We start from the raw sequence: 16,589 nt of genomic DNA on the forward strand, positions 1-16,589 counted from the left end.
GCGCCGGGCCCCGAGGGTGGGCTCGCCGCTTCGTCACGGCACGGTTCCCTCTCGTGCGCGTGCGCCGCGGCATGCCTCCCCTCCGGCCCGGCCGGGACACGCAACGACGAGGAGAGGCATCATGACCATCACCGACCCGGCCTCCGCGTCCGCGGACCCCGCGTCAGGGCAGCGCGGCGGGCCGCGGGCTTCGGCGGGAGATCCCGGACCCGGCGCCCCGCGCCGCGCCGCCTCCGCCTCCGTCTCCGTAGCCTCTGCCCCTGCAGTACGGCAGGCCCACACCCAGGTGGACGGTGCGGACGGCGCGGTGGACGCGGCGGGCGTCCGGCAGGCGATCGAGGAGGCGGCGGCGGGGGTCATCGCCGCCCCGGAGAACTCGCGCCGGGCGGCCCGGCTACTGAGCGGTCTGATCGCGGAGGAAGCGGCGGCCGAGGGGGTGCGCACCTTCTCGGAGTCGGTCGCCGCCGCCCACGCCGCCGGGCTGCTGGGCGATGCGATCGCCGCGTTCGTGGCCGGCGAGGCCGATGCGCTCGACGGGCTGATCGACCCGGCGGCCGACGACCGGTTCGAGTACTTCGGGCTGCGCACGGTCTACGATCGTTACCTGCTGCGCCACCCGGTCACCCGGCGCGTGCTCGAACACCCGCAGCACTTCCTGCTGCGCGTCGCCTGCGGCCTGTCGGACACGGTGGCCGAGGCGGCCGAGCTGTACGGCCTGATGTCCACGCTGACCTACCTGCCCAGCTCGCCGACGCTGTTCAACTCGGGCGCGCGCCGGCCGCAGCTGTCGTCGTGCTTCCTGCTCGACTCGCCCCGCGACGAGCTGGAGAGCATCTACGAGCGGTACGGCCAGGTGGCCCGGCTGTCGAAGTACTCCGGCGGCATCGGCGTCGCCTGGACGCGGGTGCGCTCGCGCGGATCCCTGATCCGGGGCACCAACGGCCTGTCCAACGGCATCGTCCCCTGGCTGCGCACGCTCGACGCGTCGGTGGCGGCCGTCAACCAGGGCGGCAGGCGCAAGGGCGCCGCGTGCGTCTACCTGGAGACCTGGCACGCCGACGTCGAGGAGTTCCTGGAGCTTCGCGACAACACGGGCGAGGAGTCGCGCCGCGCCCACAACCTCAACCTGGCCAACTGGGTGCCCGACGAGTTCATGCGCCGGGTCGAGGCGGACGGCACGTGGTCACTGTTCGACCCCAAGGAGGCCCCCGAGCTGACCGACCTGTGGGGCGAGGCGTTCGACGCCCGCTACCGCGAGCTGGAGGCCGCCGGGCGGCACGTCCGGCAGGTGCCGGCCCGCGCCCTGTACGCCCGGATGATGCGCACGCTCGCCCAAACCGGCAACGGCTGGATGACGTTCAAGGACGCCGCCAACCGCGCCTCCAACCAGACCGCGCGCCCTGGAAACGTCATCCACCTGTCCAACCTGTGCACCGAGATCCTGGAGGTCACCAGCGACGGCGAGACCGCCGTGTGCAATCTCGGCTCGGTCAACCTCGCCGCGCACCTGACCCCCGAGGGCGACGCCGTGGACTACGGCAGGCTGCGCGCCACGGTCCGCACCGCCGTACGGTTCCTGGACCGGACGATCGACCTCGGCTTCTACCCGACCCCGGAGGCGGAGGCGGCCAACCGGAAGTGGCGGCCCGTGGGGCTCGGCGTCATGGGCCTCGCCGACGTGTTCTTCGCGCTGCGCCTGCCGTTCGACTCGCCGGAGGCGCTGGCGCTGTCGACCCGCGTCGCCGAGGAGATCGCGCTCGCGGCGTACGGCACCTCGGCCGACCTGGCCGCCGAACGCGGGCGCCACCCCGCCTACGAGGAGACCCGGGCGGCGGACGGCGTCCTGCACCTCGACCACTTCCCGTGCGCCCCGGCGCACCCCGAGGAGTGGGCCGCGCTGCGGGCCAGGATCGCGCGGACCGGGCTGCGCAACTCCCTGCTGGTCGCGATCGCGCCGACGGCCACGATCGCCTCGATCGCGGGTTGCTACGAGTGCGTCGAGCCGCAGGTGTCCAACGTCTTCAAGCGCGAGACGCTGTCGGGGGAGTTCCTCCAGGTCAACCGGTATCTCGTGCGGGATCTCCAGGCGCTCGGGCTGTGGACCAAGCCGATGCGCGACGCGATCAAGCTCAACGACGGCTCGATCCAGGACATCGCCGCCATCCCGGACGCGCTCAAGACGCTCTACCGCACCGCCTGGGAGCTGCCGCAGAAGGCGCTGATCGACCTGGCCGCCGCGCGGCAGCCGTACGTCGACCAGTCGCAGTCGCTCAACCTCTTCATGGCCGCCCCCACCATCGGCAAGCTCTCCTCGATGTACGCCTACGCCTGGCGGTCGGGCCTGAAGACCACCTACTACCTGCGCTCCCGCCCGGCGACGCGGATCGCCCAGACGACCGTGCCGGCCATGGCGCCGGTCGAGGCGGTCGCCTGCTCACTCGAAAACCCCGAAATCTGCGAGGCATGCCAATGAGAACGATGCTGCTCGACCCCGGTATGGACCTGACCCTGCGCCCGATGCGCTACCCGGGGTTCTACGAGCGGTACCGCGCGGCGATCCGGAACACCTGGACGGTCGAGGAGGTCGATCTCTCCTCCGACCTCGCCGACCTCGCGGCCCTCGACGAGGGGGAGCGGCACCTGATCAACCGGCTCGTGGCGTTCTTCGCCACCGGCGACTCGATCGTGGCCAACAACCTGGTGCTGAACCTCTACCAGCACGTGAACGCCCCCGAGGCGCGGCTCTACCTCAGCAGGCAGCTGTTCGAGGAGGCGGTGCACGTCCAGTTCTACCTGACCCTGCTGGACACCTACCTGCCCGACCACGACGAGCGGGTCAAGGCGTTCGCCGCCGTCGAGCACATCCCGTCGATCCGCGACAAGGCCGAGTTCTGCTTCCGCTGGATCGACTCGATCAGCGAGCTGAGCCGGCTGGAGACCCGGGAGGACCGGCGGGCCTTCCTGCTCAACCTCGTCTGCTTCGCCGCCTGCATCGAGGGACTGTTCTTCTACGGCGCCTTCGCCTACGTCTACTGGTTCCGCTCGCGCGGGCTGCTCGGCGGCCTGGCGACCGGCACCAACTGGGTGTTCCGCGACGAGTCGATGCACATGGAGTTCGCCTTCGAGGTGGTCGACACCGTGCGCCGCGAGGAGCCGGACCTGTTCGACGACGAGCTGGTGGCCCAGGTGACGCGGATGATCGAGGAGGCGGTCGCCGCCGAGCTCGCCTTCGCCCGCGACCTGTGCGGCGACGGGCACGGCGTGATGAGCGCCGACAACATGCGGCGCTATCTGGAGTACGTCGCCGACCGCAGGCTCACCCGGCTCGGCCTGCCCGTGCGATACGGCACGGACAACCCCTTCCCGTTCATGGAGTTCCAGGACGTGCAGGAGCTGGCGAACTTCTTCGAGCGCCGGGTCTCGGCCTACCAGGTGGCCGTCGAGGGGGACGTCAGCTTCGACGAAGCCTTCTGACTCATCCGGTTTTCGGCGCTCCCCTAAAGGGCAAAGGGAACGCCATGACGACGACAGGGGGCGCCGTCACAGCGGCGGCGTGGAACTGGGCGACCGTGGCGATCGCCGTGGCCGCCGCGATCGTCGCGGTGGAGCTGGTCCGGCGGGTGCTGAAATCGCGCCTGATAGGGGAGCGGTGGGCGCTCGCCGGGCCGTTCGTGCGCAGGTGCACCTGGCCGGGCTTCGCCTCGGCCGTGGTGGGCACCGTCAAGGCGGCCTACGACCCCGGCATGCCCGGGTCGGACTCCCGCGGCTTCCAGCGCCTGCTCGCGCTGCTGCTCATCGCCTGCGTGACCTGGCTGATGATCCAGGCGGCGTACGCGGTGACCGATGTCGTGCTCGACCGGCTGACGAGGGTCGAGGGCGAGCGCAACCGCCGCGCCCGGCGCATCCGCACCCAGATCGCGCTGGTGCGCCGGGTGTCTGCGGCGGTCGTCGTGGTGCTCGCGCTGGGGGCGATGCTGTTCACCTTCCCGCAGGTGCGGGCGCTCGGCGCGGGACTGCTCGCCTCCGCCGGGATCGCCGGCGTGGTGGGCGGCATCGCGGCCCAGTCCACGCTCGGCAACATGCTGGCCGGGCTGCAGCTCGCCTTCAGCGACGCGCTGCGGCTCGACGACGTGGTCGTGGTCGAGGACGAGTGGGGCCGCATCGAGGAGCTGACCCTCACCTATGTGGCGCTGCGCCTGTGGGACGAGCGGCGGCTCATCCTGCCGGTGTCCTACTTCACCACCAATCCGTTCGAGAACTGGACGCGCCACGAAAGCCGCATCCTCGGCAGCGTGTATCTCCGGGTGGACTGGTCGATCCCGGTCGAGGAGGTGCGCACCGAGCTCTACCGGGCGCTGCGGAACAACCCGCTGTGGGACCAGAAGGACTGGACGCTCCAGGTCACCGACATCACGCCGGAGGGGCTGGTCGAGCTGCGCGCCCTGATGAGCGCGGCCGACTCGGCGAGCGCCTTCGACCTGCGCTGCGACATCCGCGAGCACCTGGTGACGTTCATTCGCGACAAGCACCCCGAGAGCCTCCCGCGCCTGCGCGTCGAGACCCCCGCACGCCGATGAGCGCGGCCGAGACCGGACCGGCGGCTCTGACGGGTGTCAGGGGGCGTTGGACGGCCGCAGGAGCCTGCTCGCTCCGGCGATGAGAGCGGTGGCGAGGATCCAGCCCGCGGCGATCAGGCCGTTCGCCAGCCACTGGGTCCATCCGGCCGGCTCCCAGGCGCCCCGCTGCTCGAACACGCTCACCGGCACGAGCAGGTCGAGCGTGTAGACGAAGGCGTTGAAGTGGCGCGACTCGTCCAGCCCGATCTGGTGCGGCGGCCACTGCGTGAAGATCGCCGTGCCCGTGGCGAGGAGCAGCGCGGCCCACAGACCGGCGAGCCAGGGCCGGTAGCCGTAGCCGACGAGCCCGTCGAGCAGCCGGCCCCACAGCCGCCCGGGCACCCGCAGCGTCCGCCGCCGCGCCCGCTGCCTGGCCAGCAGCACCCGGCGCGCGTCAGGCTCGTGCCCGATACGCCGGTAGTAGGCGGCCAGCTGCTCGTACGGCTGGGGGAGGTAGCCTCCGGGATCGCGCCGCAGCCAGGAGAGCCGGTCCGCCAGGGTCGCGGGCCCGCGCAGCGACTCGTACGTCAGCCCGTTGAGGCGCACGTCGCCCGGGTAGCTGTCCGGACGGTCGAACAGCACACCGAAGCGGGAGTAGCCGAGGTTCACCTCGCCCTCGATCGACTCGGGCAGCAGGATGAGCTCGTCGGCCTGCATGTGGCTCAGATGCAGCACCCGGCCCCGCGCCCGCAGCACCGACCCGTGGAACGACAGGACCCCGTCGATGCGCGCGCCGCGCAGCCGTACGGTTCCGTGGGCGGTGAAACCCGCGCCGAGCTCGGCCGCCGCGGCCTGCATGTGGTCGGCGTGCACGGCGGGGGTGCCGTCCGCGGTGACGACGGCGCCCTGGAGGTAGAGCCCGCTGGAGAAGCGGGCGCCGATCAGCCGCAGGCCGCCCGTGGCCCGCATGTCGCGTAAGAAGGCACTGCCGTCCACGGCGAGCCCACCGGCCCACAGCGCGACCGACTCCCAGGTCCGCGGCTCCTCGGAGCCCTCGGGCCCGTTCCAGGAGGCCGCCTCCGAGGGGTCCGCCCCCGGTTCCCGGTACGGCGCCTCGCCGGGGGTGCCCACCCGCGTGCCGGAGAGCCGGAGCTGCCCGGTCACGTGGGCGTTGTCCAGGCGCACCCCCGCGTGGACCGTCGATCCGTCGAGGTCGAGGAGCCCGTCGATCGTGGCCCGGCTGGCCCGGAAGCGGAGGATGTCGCAGCGCCGCAGCCGTACGCCCCTGGTCCTGGCGTCGTTGAGCGAGACCGTTCCGGCGATGTGGCAGTCGAGCAGGTGGACCTTCGCCTCGATCGTGGCGTCGGAGAGGTTGAGATCGCCGATGATCCTGGCCCCGGCGAGCCGGACGCCCGGCACCCGGGCCGATCCGCCGACGCCCCGGTCGAGCACCAGGGCGGAGATCACCTCCGCCCGGACCACCCGGGAACGGCCCCACATGCCCTTTGAACCCCACGGGCCGCCGGAGGAAGGGTCCACCTCGTGGCCCTCGCGCAGGTCGACCCAGGCGCCGGTGGGATAGGCCTCCCACAGCCGTCGCTCGGCGGAGGTGAGCCGGTGGAAAGGAGGCCGCGATCTTGCCATGGGCCGACCATATATGTGCGCGATCTTCGGACGCGATCGAATCGGGCGCGATCGAATCGGCTGCGGCACCGGGCCGCTTCCGGAGATGACCCTGCCCGAAAACGCAGGGAGGGCGGGCCCGTTGTGGGCCCGCCCTCCCCGACCGTCAGGGGTGTGACCGGTTACTGCTGCGGCAGCGCGATCTTCCAGACGCTGCGGCCGAACGTCGCCGCGTACAGCGTCTTGCGGTCACCGGTGATCGTGATGTCGAGCACCGGCGTGTTGGGCAGGCCGGCGCCGAGCCGCTTCCAGTTCTTCTTGCCGTTCTTGTCGTAGAAGACGCCGAAGTCGGTCGCCGCGTAGAGCTGGTCGCTCGGCTGGTCGTAGGCGAGCATCTCGACCGGCGCGTTGGGCAGGTTGCCGCTGATGTTCTTCCAGCTGTTGCCGCCGTCGGTCGTCTCCCAGATGTTCGCCGCGTTGTCGCCCTCGCGGTAGCCCGAGTAGGCCACGTACACGTGGTCGGCGTTGGAGGGGTCGACCACGATCGAGTTGACCCACCGGACGGGCAGGCCCTTGCCGGTGAACTCGGTCCAGGTGGCGCCGAGGTCGGTCGTCTTCCAGAGCCGGCCGGTGTCGGTGCCGACGTAGATCGTGTTGCCGTCGGTCTTCGCCGGGCTGATCGCGGTGATCGTGGAGTACATGCCTCCGTACGACCCCGGGTCGTCCTGCTCCGCCGGCACCGGCCCGGTGAGGAAGTCCCCGGGCGGGCTGATCTGCGTGAAGGTCGTGCCGCGGTCGGTCGACCGGTCGAGCACGTTGCCGCCGAAGTACACGACCGACGGGTTGCTCGGGTCGAGGACGACCGGGGCGTCCGTCGTGATCCGCGAGGAGTGCCGCGTCCCGAACCGGATGTTGCGGGTGGTGCCGTTCGCGTCCTCGTGCCGCGTGCAGCTTCCGCCCTGGGAGCACTCGTAGTAGATGTTGTGGTCGCTCGGGTCGATCACGACGTAGTGGCCGTCACCGCCGCCGTAGGAGTTCCACTGCATCAGGTCCGAAGGCGCGGCGGTGGCGGTCCAGGTGCGGTGGCTTCCGTTGTCCTGCAGGCCGGAGGCGAGCCGGGTCGGGTCGTCGCTGGCCACCGCGAGGTGGTACGACTGGTTGAACGGCTGGTACGTCCCGTGGATCCACGAGCGGGTCGCGCCATCGGTGTCGGAGCGGTAGACACCGCCATCGTTCCCGAGGTAGACGCGGCTCGGGACGTTCGGGTCCCACTGCACCATGTGCTGGTCGGAGTGCGGTCCGCTGGAGGTGGCCCACGTCGCGCCGCCGTCCTTGGACTCGCGCAGGTTCACGTCGGCGTTGAACAGGTGGTTCTTGTCCTTCGGGTCGACCCACAGCCGCCCGAACCACCACTCGTAGCCGCTCGAGGCGCCCGCGCGGCCGCTCGGCGCGAACGAGTCGCCGCCGTCGTCCGAGACGTAGAAGCCCTTGTCGGCGCCGTACGTGTTGCCGGAGATCACGTAGACCCGGTTCGGGTCGGTCGGGGCGATCGCGACTCCGATGCGGCCGAGGCTCGCGTCGCTCGTCAGGCCGGTGCCCGTGGCGTCCGAGGCATGCCGGCCGGTCACGTTCTCCAGCCGCTTCCACGTCTCTCCGCCGTCGTCCGAGCGGAACAGACCGGAGCCGACGCCGCCGTAGAGGCGGCGGCCGCTGTTGCGCTGGTGGTCCCACAACGTCGCGAAGATGCGCTTGGGGTTCGTCGGGTCGATCGCCAGATCGACGCCGCCCGTGGTGGCGTTCGGCGTCGGCAGGACGAGCTTCCAGTCCTTGCCGCGGTTCGTCAGCCGGTAGATGCCGCGCTCACTCGCGGACCCGGACAGGTTCCCGGCGGCCGCGACGAAGACCGTCTGCGGGTCCGTGGGATCGACGACGATCTTGCCGATCGCCGCGCTGTCGGTGAGACCCCACTGCTGCCAGTGCCGGCCGCCGTCGGTCGACTTGTAGACGCCGTCGCCGAAGTAGGTCAGACCCCCGCCGGACGGGTTCGCCTCGCCGGTGCCGGCCCACAACGTGCCGTCGGGCCCCATCGTGAGCGCGCCCACCGTCTGCGTGTTGTCGTTCGGCCAGGCCGGCTCGAAGGTGTCGCCGGCGTCCGTGCTCTTCCAGACGCCGCCGCCGGAGGCCGCGACGTACAAGGTGTCGGGGTGGGCGGGGTCGACGGCCAGGTCGGTGACGCGGCCTCCGATGTTCGAGGGGCCGAGGAGGTCCCAGGTGCCGCTGCCCGGCTTGAGCGCCTTGGACCGCTGGACCGCCTGCTTGATCTGCGCGGGCGTCACGTCCTGGCCGGAGGTGAACTTCTGGGTGAGGTAGTCCGCCGGCTGGGTGGGGCCGCCGTCCTCCTCCTCACCGGGAATTTGCAGGGAGGCGCTCGTCTGGCTTCCCGCGGACAGGGCGGCCTGACCCGAGAACGCGGGCCCCTGGAATGTCAAAGCCGACACGGCGAAGGCAAGCAACCCCGCCGCGCCGATCGCGGGCAGCGCATGCCGCCTCATTGGGACCTTACGTCTCATGCCAACGCCTCCTCGTCCCGTCCCCAGCGGACAGCCGGGGACAAAAGGTAAAGAGAGCGGCACTATTTGGTCAATGCGACATCTGTCGAAGCTAGATAGTTCTTGACCGTAATCGGCCGTACCGGGCGGCCGCGTCGTACGGACAGGCTGGCCCGTGCACCGCCTCCAGCAGCACGTTCCCGCCGCCGGAGCCGACTGGATCGATGCGACAAATGTAGGAAGCGGCCACGGGCCGTGGGTCCGTCCGTTACGAGAGCGTGTACTTGACCCGGACCTTTCCTTCGCACAGCTGGATCACCTGGATGGCCACGTCGTGCGGTCCGGACAGGTGGGCCTCGGCCTCCGAGCCCTCTTCCTGGTCCTTGCGCTCGATCTTGTATCCGGCCTTGGCGAGCACGTCGGCGGCCTCGTCACGAACACCGTCGAGGTTGGTGGGGTCCGCGTCCTTCGCGACGAAGAACAGCTCGGTCTTGCCGAAGGGGCCCTTGGACATGTAGAGCTGCCCGCCGGGCGGCAACGGCAGGTCCGCGGGCGGCTTCCGCTCAGGCGTGCCGCTCAGGTCGCCGGCCTGCGAGCAGGGGATGCCGTTGCCCGCCGCCGTGGCGCTCCCAGTCGAAGTGGTGGCCGGGCTCGCCGCCGAAGTGGTGGCCGGGCTCTCCTGGGCGGCGTCGTTCGACGTTTCCCCGCAGGCGGCGAGCGACGCCACGGCGGCGACGGCGATGCTCGCCGTAGCGATCAGTCGTGCGATGTTCATGAAACGGAATCCTCAGACGTAAGATAATGTCCTGCGCATGATCGGGCAGGAATCCCTCGAAACGGGCGGACCCGCCCGTGGGCGGCGACGCTATCAGGTTTACCGACGTGGCCACATGCCACGATTGGTGACGATGTGGCTCGCTTCGCTCCTCGTGCTGGTCTCGGCCTGCGCGGGCGGTGGATCACGGGGGACGTCCGCCGACGAGTTCCAGGTGGTCGTCAGCGCGCCGATGTCGACCGAGCCGTGGATCGGCGCCTTCATCGAACGCGGGGCCCGGCTCGCGGTCGACGAGCTCAACGCACACGGCGGGGTCACCACCCCGTCGGGCGCCCGCAAGGTCGGGCTGACCGTGCTCGACAACGCCGGCTCGCCGGCCAAGGCCGCCGCGAACGCCCGTAAGGCGGTCGACGCCCACGCGGCCGTCCTGCTCACCGACGGGACCGGGGCGGCCTCCGTCGCGCCGATCACCGACCCCGCGCACCTGCCGGTCTTCATCTGCTTCGAAGGCGGCGACGAGCTGATCGACCCGGTCCACCGGCCGAGCCTCTTCCGGATGGCGCCGGCCAACAAGCCCATGGCGCGCAGGCTCGCCGACTACATCGCCAACAGCCACCCCAAGGTGGGCCTGATCAGCGACGACTCCACCTACGGGGAACAGGGCCGGGCCGCGCTGCTGGCGGCCTTCAAGATCGACGAGGTGAAGGTGGTGGCGGATCAGAAGGCGCCGGCCCGCTCGTCCGACCTGACCACCCAGGTGCTCGCCGCGCGGCAGGCGGGCGCCGACAGGCTCGTGGTGTGGGCGAGCGCGAGCGACGTGATCGCGGTCATCCAGGCCGTCCACGCGCTGGGCTGGGAGGTGCCCGTCTACACCGGGCCCACCGGTGAGGACCCGCTGGTCCGCCGGCGCCTGGCCGAGCATCCGGACTGGCTCGACCAGGTCACCTTCGCCTCGTTCCGGATGACCAGCGAGGTCGGCCCGGTGCCGTTCGAGCAGTTCCGCGCCGGCTATGAGGCGAAGATGGGCGTCGATCTGGTCGGCGTCCGCCAGGACGGCAAGCAGGTCGTGCAGCCGCCGGACTGGGCGATGTTCTCCTACGACTCGGTGCGCCTGGTCGCCGCGTCGCTCAGTGAGGCCGGCGCGCCGGGCGAGCCGCTCATGGAGGCTCTGAACAAGATCAGCATCACCGGCGCCAACGGCGACTACCGCGGCTACGCGGCCGACCAGCACGAGGGGGTCAATCCCAGCGACATGTACTTCGCCCGCTTCCACGGCTTCGTCTTCGAACCCGTCGGCGACGACCCGCTCTCCGACACCCTCCCCTCCGTGAACCAGCTGCAGGACTGACGGCGTCACCACGGGGAGGCGCGCCGGGACTCCCGGAAGCCCTGGCGGCTCACCGCGACTACCGGAGCAGGCCCGGTCCTCAGGAGGGGGAGGAGTGCCCCTGGCGCGTCTTGGGCACGACTCGATCCGGGGAGTCGCCGTCGCCGAAGTACATCCGGCCGATTCGCGGATCGGCCGCCACATCCTCGGTGGACCCGCTGAGGATCACGTGACCGCCCCGCAGCACGACGAGCCGATCGGCGAGTCGCAGAGCCAGCTGCAGGTGCTGCTCGATGAGCAGAACGGCCGTGCCCCCGGCTCGAATGGCGGCGATGTCCTCGCCGAGCGCGGCGACCGAGGCCGGAGCCAGACCGGCCGACGGTTCGTCGAGGATCAGCAGCGTGGGTGCGGACATGAGGCCGCGGCCGATGACGAGCATCTGCTGCTCTCCGCCGGACATGCTGCCGGCGCGCTGCGTGCGCCGCTCGGCCAGGCGCGGAAAAGTCCGGTAGACGCCCTCTCGGCGCTCGGCGACGACGTGCGTGCGGCGGCCGTCGAGGTAGGCGCCGAGAGTGAGGTTCTCCTCCACTGTGAGGCTGGGGAAGACGCGTCTGCCCTCGGACACGTGACTCAGCCCCCATCGCACGATCCGCCGGGGATCGCACCGGGTGATGTCCCGGCCGTCCAACGTCACCTCGCCCGAGCTCGGCCGGTGCAGCCCCGACACGCAACGGGCGACGGTCGTCTTGCCCGCGCCGTTGCCGCCGAGTAACGCGACGATCTCGCCGCGCCCGACATGGAAGGACACATCGTGCAGCACCGGTACGGCGCCGTGGCGGGCGCACAGCCCGCGGACCTCTAGCAGGGCCACGCAGTCTCCTCTCAGCGCGTCAGCCGCGCGCGGACGACGGGTCGGTGTCACCGAGGTAGACCCGGCGTACGGCGGGGTCGGCGGCGGTCGACTCGGGGGTTCCGGTCGCCAGCACCCGGCCGCGATCCAGGACGGTGATCCTGTCTGCGACGCCGTGCACCAGCGCCAGGTCGTGTTCGACCAGCAGAATGGCCGCGCCGCCTGCCGCAAGGCGGCGCAGGACACGGGCCAGAACGACGCGTTCAGGCCCGGTCATGCCGACGGCCGGCTCGTCGAGCAGGAGCACGCGCGCCCCGGTCGCCACGGCGCGGGCCACCTGCAGGAGGCGCTGCTCGCCGGCGCCGAGATCCCCCGGGCGGTCGGACGCGCGCCCGGCGAGCTCCGTCAGTCGCAGCGCCCTCCACGCCTCGCGGTCGGCGGCGGCCGCGTGGTCCCGCATCGACTCACTCGCGAAAAGGTGCCGGACGGCGGCGAACGGCACCGGTGACCCGCCGCGCACGCCGAGCAGCAGCTGACGGTAGGGACTGAGCCGCTCAAGACCGACGGTGCGCTGGAACGTCCGGGTCACCCCCCGCCTGACCATTTCGAGCTGGCCGGCCCCGGTGACGTCGGTCTCCTCCAGCAGGATCCGGCCGCCCTTGGGCCGCAGGGCGCCGGCGAGGGCGCGCAGGGCCGTCGTCTTGCCGCTGCCATTGGGCCCGATGAGCGCGTGGACCTGTCCGGCCCGCACCTCCAGGTCCACCCCCGTGAGGATGTCCGTCTCCCCGATGCCGACATCCAGCCCTCGGGCGGTCAGCACCACCGCCTCCCGGGAGGCCGCGGTGCGGGGGGCGAGGTCCTCGGTGTCCTCCACCGGCTCACCCGGGCGCCGCGTGCGCTCCGGCCACCGGCCCGCGAACCGTTCGACCGGCCCGCGGAGGAGCGGAACCGCGACCAGCGCCACGGCGGTGAGCACGCCGCCGGACGCCTCGGCCGGAAGACCGGCCGCGCCGGCGAGCCCGTCGGCCAGCGGCGGGATCACGGCGATCACGAGCAGGCCCAGCACCGGTCCCCACAGCCGCGCCGTACCCCCGATCAGCGCCGCCACGAACAGCTGGAGAGACAGCAGCGGCGAGACGTCGGACGGGGCGGCGACCCCGAGCAGCACGGTGATGCCCGCGCCGGACACCGCCGCGACGGCCGCGGTCGTGGCGAAGAGGGCGGCTCTGCGGCGAAGCACCGGCACCCCGAGGGACGTGGCGAGCGCGGGGGCCTCGCGCAGGGCCGCCCACTCCAGTCCGGCCGGCCCGCGGGTCAGCCGGGCCACCATGGCCAGCGTCAGCAGGCACATCGATCCCGCCACGACGACGTGGGCCAGCGGGGTGAGAGTGACGGTCACATCGAAAACCGGTGAATGCAGGCGGGCCGGCGACGGGCGGACCAGCCCCTGGCTGCCGCCGGACACGGTGGGAAACGCATCGAGGACCGCGTACACGAGCCAGGCGAACGCCCACGTCGACAGCGCGACCGCCGCGCCGCGCAGCCGAGCCGTGAGCAGGCCGACCAGGTAGCCGGCGCACGCCGCGAGCACGGCGCCGACGAGCACGGCGCCGGCGAGCGGCAAACCCGCGCGTTCCAGATGTGCGACGCCGAAGCCGCCCACGGCCAGGAACGCGCCCTGGCACAGGACGGGTTGCCCTCCGTACGAGACGGACAGGGCGAGCCCGAGCACCGCGACCAGCAGATACAGGTGGTGTGCCAGCTCGACCATCATTCCGGGTCCTCACGCAGCGATGATCGCAGGCCCTGCCGCCCGAGGGCGAGCACGATCAACAGGATGGCCAGCGGCACCACGTCGGCGAAGCGCGGGCCGAGAACGTCCGATGCGACGATCAACGACTCGATCACGCCGAGCGCCAGCCCTCCGGCCAGCGCGCCGCGCACCGATCCAAGGCCGCCCAGCAGCGCGGCCGCCATCGCCTTGAGGCCGAGGACGACGCCGTCGTCGACGCCGAGCGACCGGTCCGGCGCGATCAACAGCCCCGCCAGACCGGCCAGCGCGCCGGCCACCACGAAGGCGACGAGCACCAGCCGCCGTACCGGAAGGCCGAGCAGCGCGGCAGCGGTGGGATCGTCACTGACCGCCGTCATCGCCGTGCCGACCGGGGTGAGCACGAGCAGCCGCTCGACCAGGATCCCCACGGCCAATCCGATCCCGATGACACCGAGCGTGCGAACCGCAACCGTGCCTCCCCCGGGCAGTTGCAGCACCCCCGAAGGCGTCAACCGGCCGAGGCGCAACGGATCCGGCACCGCGTAGGCGTCCTGCGTGAGCACCAGCCCGAGAACCTCCCGGATCAGCAGCCCGGCGGCCAGGCCACCCGCCACCCAGCCCAGGACGTCCCCGCCGGTGGACCGGTGCCCGGCTCCCGGCAGGAAGGGCCTCACGGCGATGAAATAGACACCTGCCGACAGTGCCGCTCCGGCGGCGACGACCAGCACCGCCAGCCCGGCGGAGCGCGCCAGGCCCGGGGCCGCCGCCACCGGCGTGGTCCCGAGCACCGCCAGCACACCGACGAAGACACCGCCGACCACGAGATCGCCGTGCGCGAAGGCGATCACCCTGGTGAGCCGGTAGACGAGGGTGAAGCCCATCGCGATCAAGCCGTAGGCCGCACCCAGAGCCAACCCGCTCAGGATCGCCTGCAGGGCCACTCCTCCACTCACCGGACAACGTCCTCCCGTCCTCGATCACATGACCCGGCGCCACTAGGAACCGCAGTCGCAGCAGCAGCCGTCCCCGCAGCAGCAGCCGTCGCCCGAGCAGCAGTCGGAGCAGGACGAGCAGCAGTCGCAGCAGTCGCAACAATCCGAGCAGTCGGGGCAGTCGCAGCTGTCACAGCAGCAGCGCTCGGTCCACGGCGCGTTCCGATGCTCGCTCCACGGCGGGCGGTAGAGCCCGCAGGTCAGGACGATCGCCGCCCCGGCCAGCGCCGTCAGCGCGATCCCTGGGCGGTCGCCGGGGCCCTCGGGGGAGCCGCCGGGCGGGGGGCCGGACGGCGCGGGGGAGGTGTCCCCGGCCGGTGTGCGGTGCGCCGCGCAGGCGGAGCCGTGGGCGCGCGGCCCGAACGCCCGGTCGACGGCGCGGCGGGTCTCGCCGCACAGCAGCGCCTCGACCAGGTGCCGCTCCTCCAGGTCGAGGTCGCGTACGGCCAGGCGCAGCCCGTGCAGCGCCTCCTCGCACACGCGCCGGGCCTCGGCGGGCGAGGTGCCGGTCGCGTCCAGCGGGTTGTACGCCCCGCGGGCCCGATCCTCGGCGAGGTCCTCGACCGCGTCGATCAGGTGCGCGATCCGGCCGAAGAAACGGCCGGCCTCGTGCAGGCTCTCGGCGTTGCCCGGCCGGCCCGCGAGCGTGGCGGTGTGCGCGAAGGCCGCGGCCACGGCGGTCTCGGTGGGCTCGGTGACGTCGAGCAGCCCGCGTCCGGGAGACGCCTCCAGCAGCGCCTGGCGGGCGGAGACCTCGGTCAGGACGGCCGTGTCGAAGCCGATCGACGCCGCGCCGCGCCGGGCGGTCGAGGCCCAGATGGCGGCCGTGGCGCGCATCGGGGCGCCGGCCAAGCGCCGGGCCGCGATCCCGTCGCCGTCGGACGCGTGGTCGCGGATCTTGCCCGAGGCGAGGGCCAGCGAGACCACGGCGGCCAGGCGGGCGCCCCGGTCGTCCGACGGCACCACCTTCGCCGGCCGGAAGCCGCGCAGCGCGCAGGGCCCGGCGGTCCGCCGGTTCGCCCCGGCCCCGGCCTGTGACTGTGACTGTGACTGGGCCTCGGTCAGCACGGACAGGATGAGGCCGTCGTAGTTGGTCGCCAGGCGGGCCAGATGTCCGTGCCGGTCCCGCAGCGTCAGGCAGAGCCCGCACAGGTGCGCGCGCCAGGCCTCGTGGACGGACGGACAGGAGTGGCGGGCACACGGCCGGAGGATCCCGAACACCCAGAGACTCCTTGGGGGTCATGCGTACGGGATCATCCCGTTGCGCGGCGATTATGTCACTACGGGCCGGGACCCTGCCGAAGTAGCCGGGCGGGTGAGCCGGACAATCGAGGCATGGAAGTTACCGACGGGTTCGAACTGGCCATCGACGAGCACGTCGCCACTCTCACCATCAACCGGCCCGCCACCCGCAACGCCGTGACCGCCGCCATGTGGCGGGCGCTGCCGGGCATTCTCGCGGACCTCGCCGCCGAGCCGAAGGTACGTGTTCTCCTCCTTACCGGAGCCGGCGGAACATTTTGCTCCGGTGCTGATATTTCGGAAATTCATGAGCTTGGCGATAACGACGATGACACCGGTCTCACTGTTGTCGCAGAGCACGCATTGGTGACCTTTCCCAAGCCCGTGATCGCGATGATCGAGGGATACTGCGTCGGCGGCGGATGCCAGCTCGCGCTCGCCTGCGATCTGCGCATCGCGGCGACCGGGGCCCGCTTCGGCGTCACCCCGGCCAAGCTCGGGATCGTCTATCCGCTCAGCTCCACGCGGCGGCTCGCGGAGATCGCCGGGCCCGCCGCCGCGAAGCTTCTGCTCTTCTCCGCCGAGCTCATCGGCGCAGAACACGCCGTGCGCCTCGGTCTCGTCGACGAGGTGTGCCCGCCTGAGGACCTGCGCGAGCGGGTCTACGGCCTGGCGGTCACGATGGCCGGCCGGTCCCGGCTGACGATGGCGGCGGCCAAGCAGATCATCGACGGCCGGGCCGGGGAGGCCGAGGTGCGCGCCTGGCAGCGGGAGGCCAGGGAGAGCGGGGAAATGGCCGAAGGTGTCCGGGCATATCGGGAGGGGCGTTCCCCTGGATTCTCTTGGGATGCAAAATAGGCATAAACGGGACTCGCAGTGGTAATGACCCTGTGAGGTGTGA

General features: G+C 71.8%; 12 protein-coding genes. 5 read left to right on the top strand and 7 right to left on the bottom strand.

Features of this window, described 5'->3' with window-relative positions:
* The first annotated feature begins 121 nt into the window (after positions 1 to 121).
* From FLX07_RS11450 to FLX07_RS11460, 3 genes are read left to right on the top strand one after another with little or no spacing between them, the layout of a single operon-like run.
* Positions 122 to 2,473, top strand: a complete 2,352-nt coding sequence (locus FLX07_RS11450) for a ribonucleoside-diphosphate reductase subunit alpha (protein WP_167748207.1) — start codon at positions 122 to 124, stop codon at positions 2,471 to 2,473.
* Positions 2,464 to 3,474, top strand: a complete 1,011-nt coding sequence (locus tag FLX07_RS11455) for a ribonucleotide-diphosphate reductase subunit beta (RefSeq protein ID WP_223853273.1) — start codon at positions 2,464 to 2,466, stop codon at positions 3,472 to 3,474. The genes FLX07_RS11450 and FLX07_RS11455 overlap by 10 nt, the downstream gene beginning before the upstream one ends.
* 44 nt (positions 3,475 to 3,518) lie before the next feature.
* Positions 3,519 to 4,577 (top strand): mechanosensitive ion channel family protein, encoded by a 1,059-nt coding sequence (locus FLX07_RS11460; RefSeq protein ID WP_142570435.1) that lies wholly within the window; start codon positions 3,519 to 3,521, stop codon positions 4,575 to 4,577.
* 36 nt (positions 4,578 to 4,613) lie between these two features.
* On the opposite strand, the gene FLX07_RS11465 is transcribed toward FLX07_RS11460, so the two are convergent.
* From FLX07_RS11465 to FLX07_RS11475, 3 genes are all read right to left on the bottom strand, one after another.
* Complete coding sequence (locus FLX07_RS11465; protein ID WP_142570437.1) at positions 4,614 to 6,200, bottom strand: hypothetical protein; 1,587 nt, start codon at positions 6,198 to 6,200, stop codon at positions 4,614 to 4,616.
* A 161-nt stretch (positions 6,201 to 6,361) separates the two neighbouring features.
* On the bottom strand, positions 6,362 to 8,749 hold the full coding sequence (locus FLX07_RS11470; RefSeq protein ID WP_142570439.1) for a WD40/YVTN/BNR-like repeat-containing protein: 2,388 nt from the start codon (positions 8,747 to 8,749) through the stop codon (positions 6,362 to 6,364).
* A gap of 247 nt (positions 8,750 to 8,996) precedes the next feature.
* Entirely contained in the window at positions 8,997 to 9,503 is a 507-nt protein-coding gene (locus tag FLX07_RS11475) for a hypothetical protein (RefSeq protein WP_142570441.1), read from the bottom strand.
* Positions 9,504 to 9,618: 115 nt separating this feature from the next.
* Between FLX07_RS11475 and FLX07_RS11480 the strand changes: the two genes are divergently transcribed.
* A complete protein-coding gene (locus FLX07_RS11480; protein WP_167748208.1) occupies positions 9,619 to 10,851 on the top strand; it encodes an ABC transporter substrate-binding protein in 1,233 nt (410 codons plus the stop codon).
* 79 nt (positions 10,852 to 10,930) lie between these two features.
* Here FLX07_RS11480 and FLX07_RS11485 read toward each other — a convergent pair whose 3' ends face one another.
* From FLX07_RS11485 to FLX07_RS11500, 4 genes are read right to left on the bottom strand one after another with little or no spacing between them, the layout of a single operon-like run.
* Positions 10,931 to 11,701, bottom strand: a complete 771-nt coding sequence (locus FLX07_RS11485; protein WP_229689682.1) for an ABC transporter ATP-binding protein — start codon at positions 11,699 to 11,701, stop codon at positions 10,931 to 10,933.
* A gap of 19 nt (positions 11,702 to 11,720) precedes the next feature.
* The gene (locus tag FLX07_RS11490) at positions 11,721 to 13,454 is read right to left on the bottom strand and encodes a branched-chain amino acid ABC transporter ATP-binding protein/permease (protein ID WP_142570446.1); all 1,734 of its coding nucleotides are present in this window, start codon (positions 13,452 to 13,454) and stop codon (positions 11,721 to 11,723) included.
* Positions 13,451 to 14,407, bottom strand: a complete 957-nt coding sequence (locus FLX07_RS11495; RefSeq protein ID WP_142570448.1) for an ABC transporter permease subunit — start codon at positions 14,405 to 14,407, stop codon at positions 13,451 to 13,453. The genes FLX07_RS11490 and FLX07_RS11495 overlap by 4 nt, the downstream gene beginning before the upstream one ends.
* A gap of 42 nt (positions 14,408 to 14,449) precedes the next feature.
* Complete coding sequence (locus FLX07_RS11500; RefSeq protein WP_142570449.1) at positions 14,450 to 15,667, bottom strand: DUF5685 family protein; 1,218 nt, start codon at positions 15,665 to 15,667, stop codon at positions 14,450 to 14,452.
* A gap of 114 nt (positions 15,668 to 15,781) precedes the next feature.
* Between FLX07_RS11500 and FLX07_RS11505 the strand changes: the two genes are divergently transcribed.
* Complete coding sequence (locus FLX07_RS11505) at positions 15,782 to 16,546, top strand: enoyl-CoA hydratase/isomerase family protein (RefSeq protein WP_142570451.1); 765 nt, start codon at positions 15,782 to 15,784, stop codon at positions 16,544 to 16,546.
* Positions 16,547 to 16,589 lie beyond the last annotated feature (43 nt).

The sequence above is a fragment of the Microbispora bryophytorum genome (genome assembly GCF_006874465.1).
Lineage (GTDB): Bacteria > Actinomycetota > Actinomycetes > Streptosporangiales > Streptosporangiaceae > Microbispora > Microbispora bryophytorum.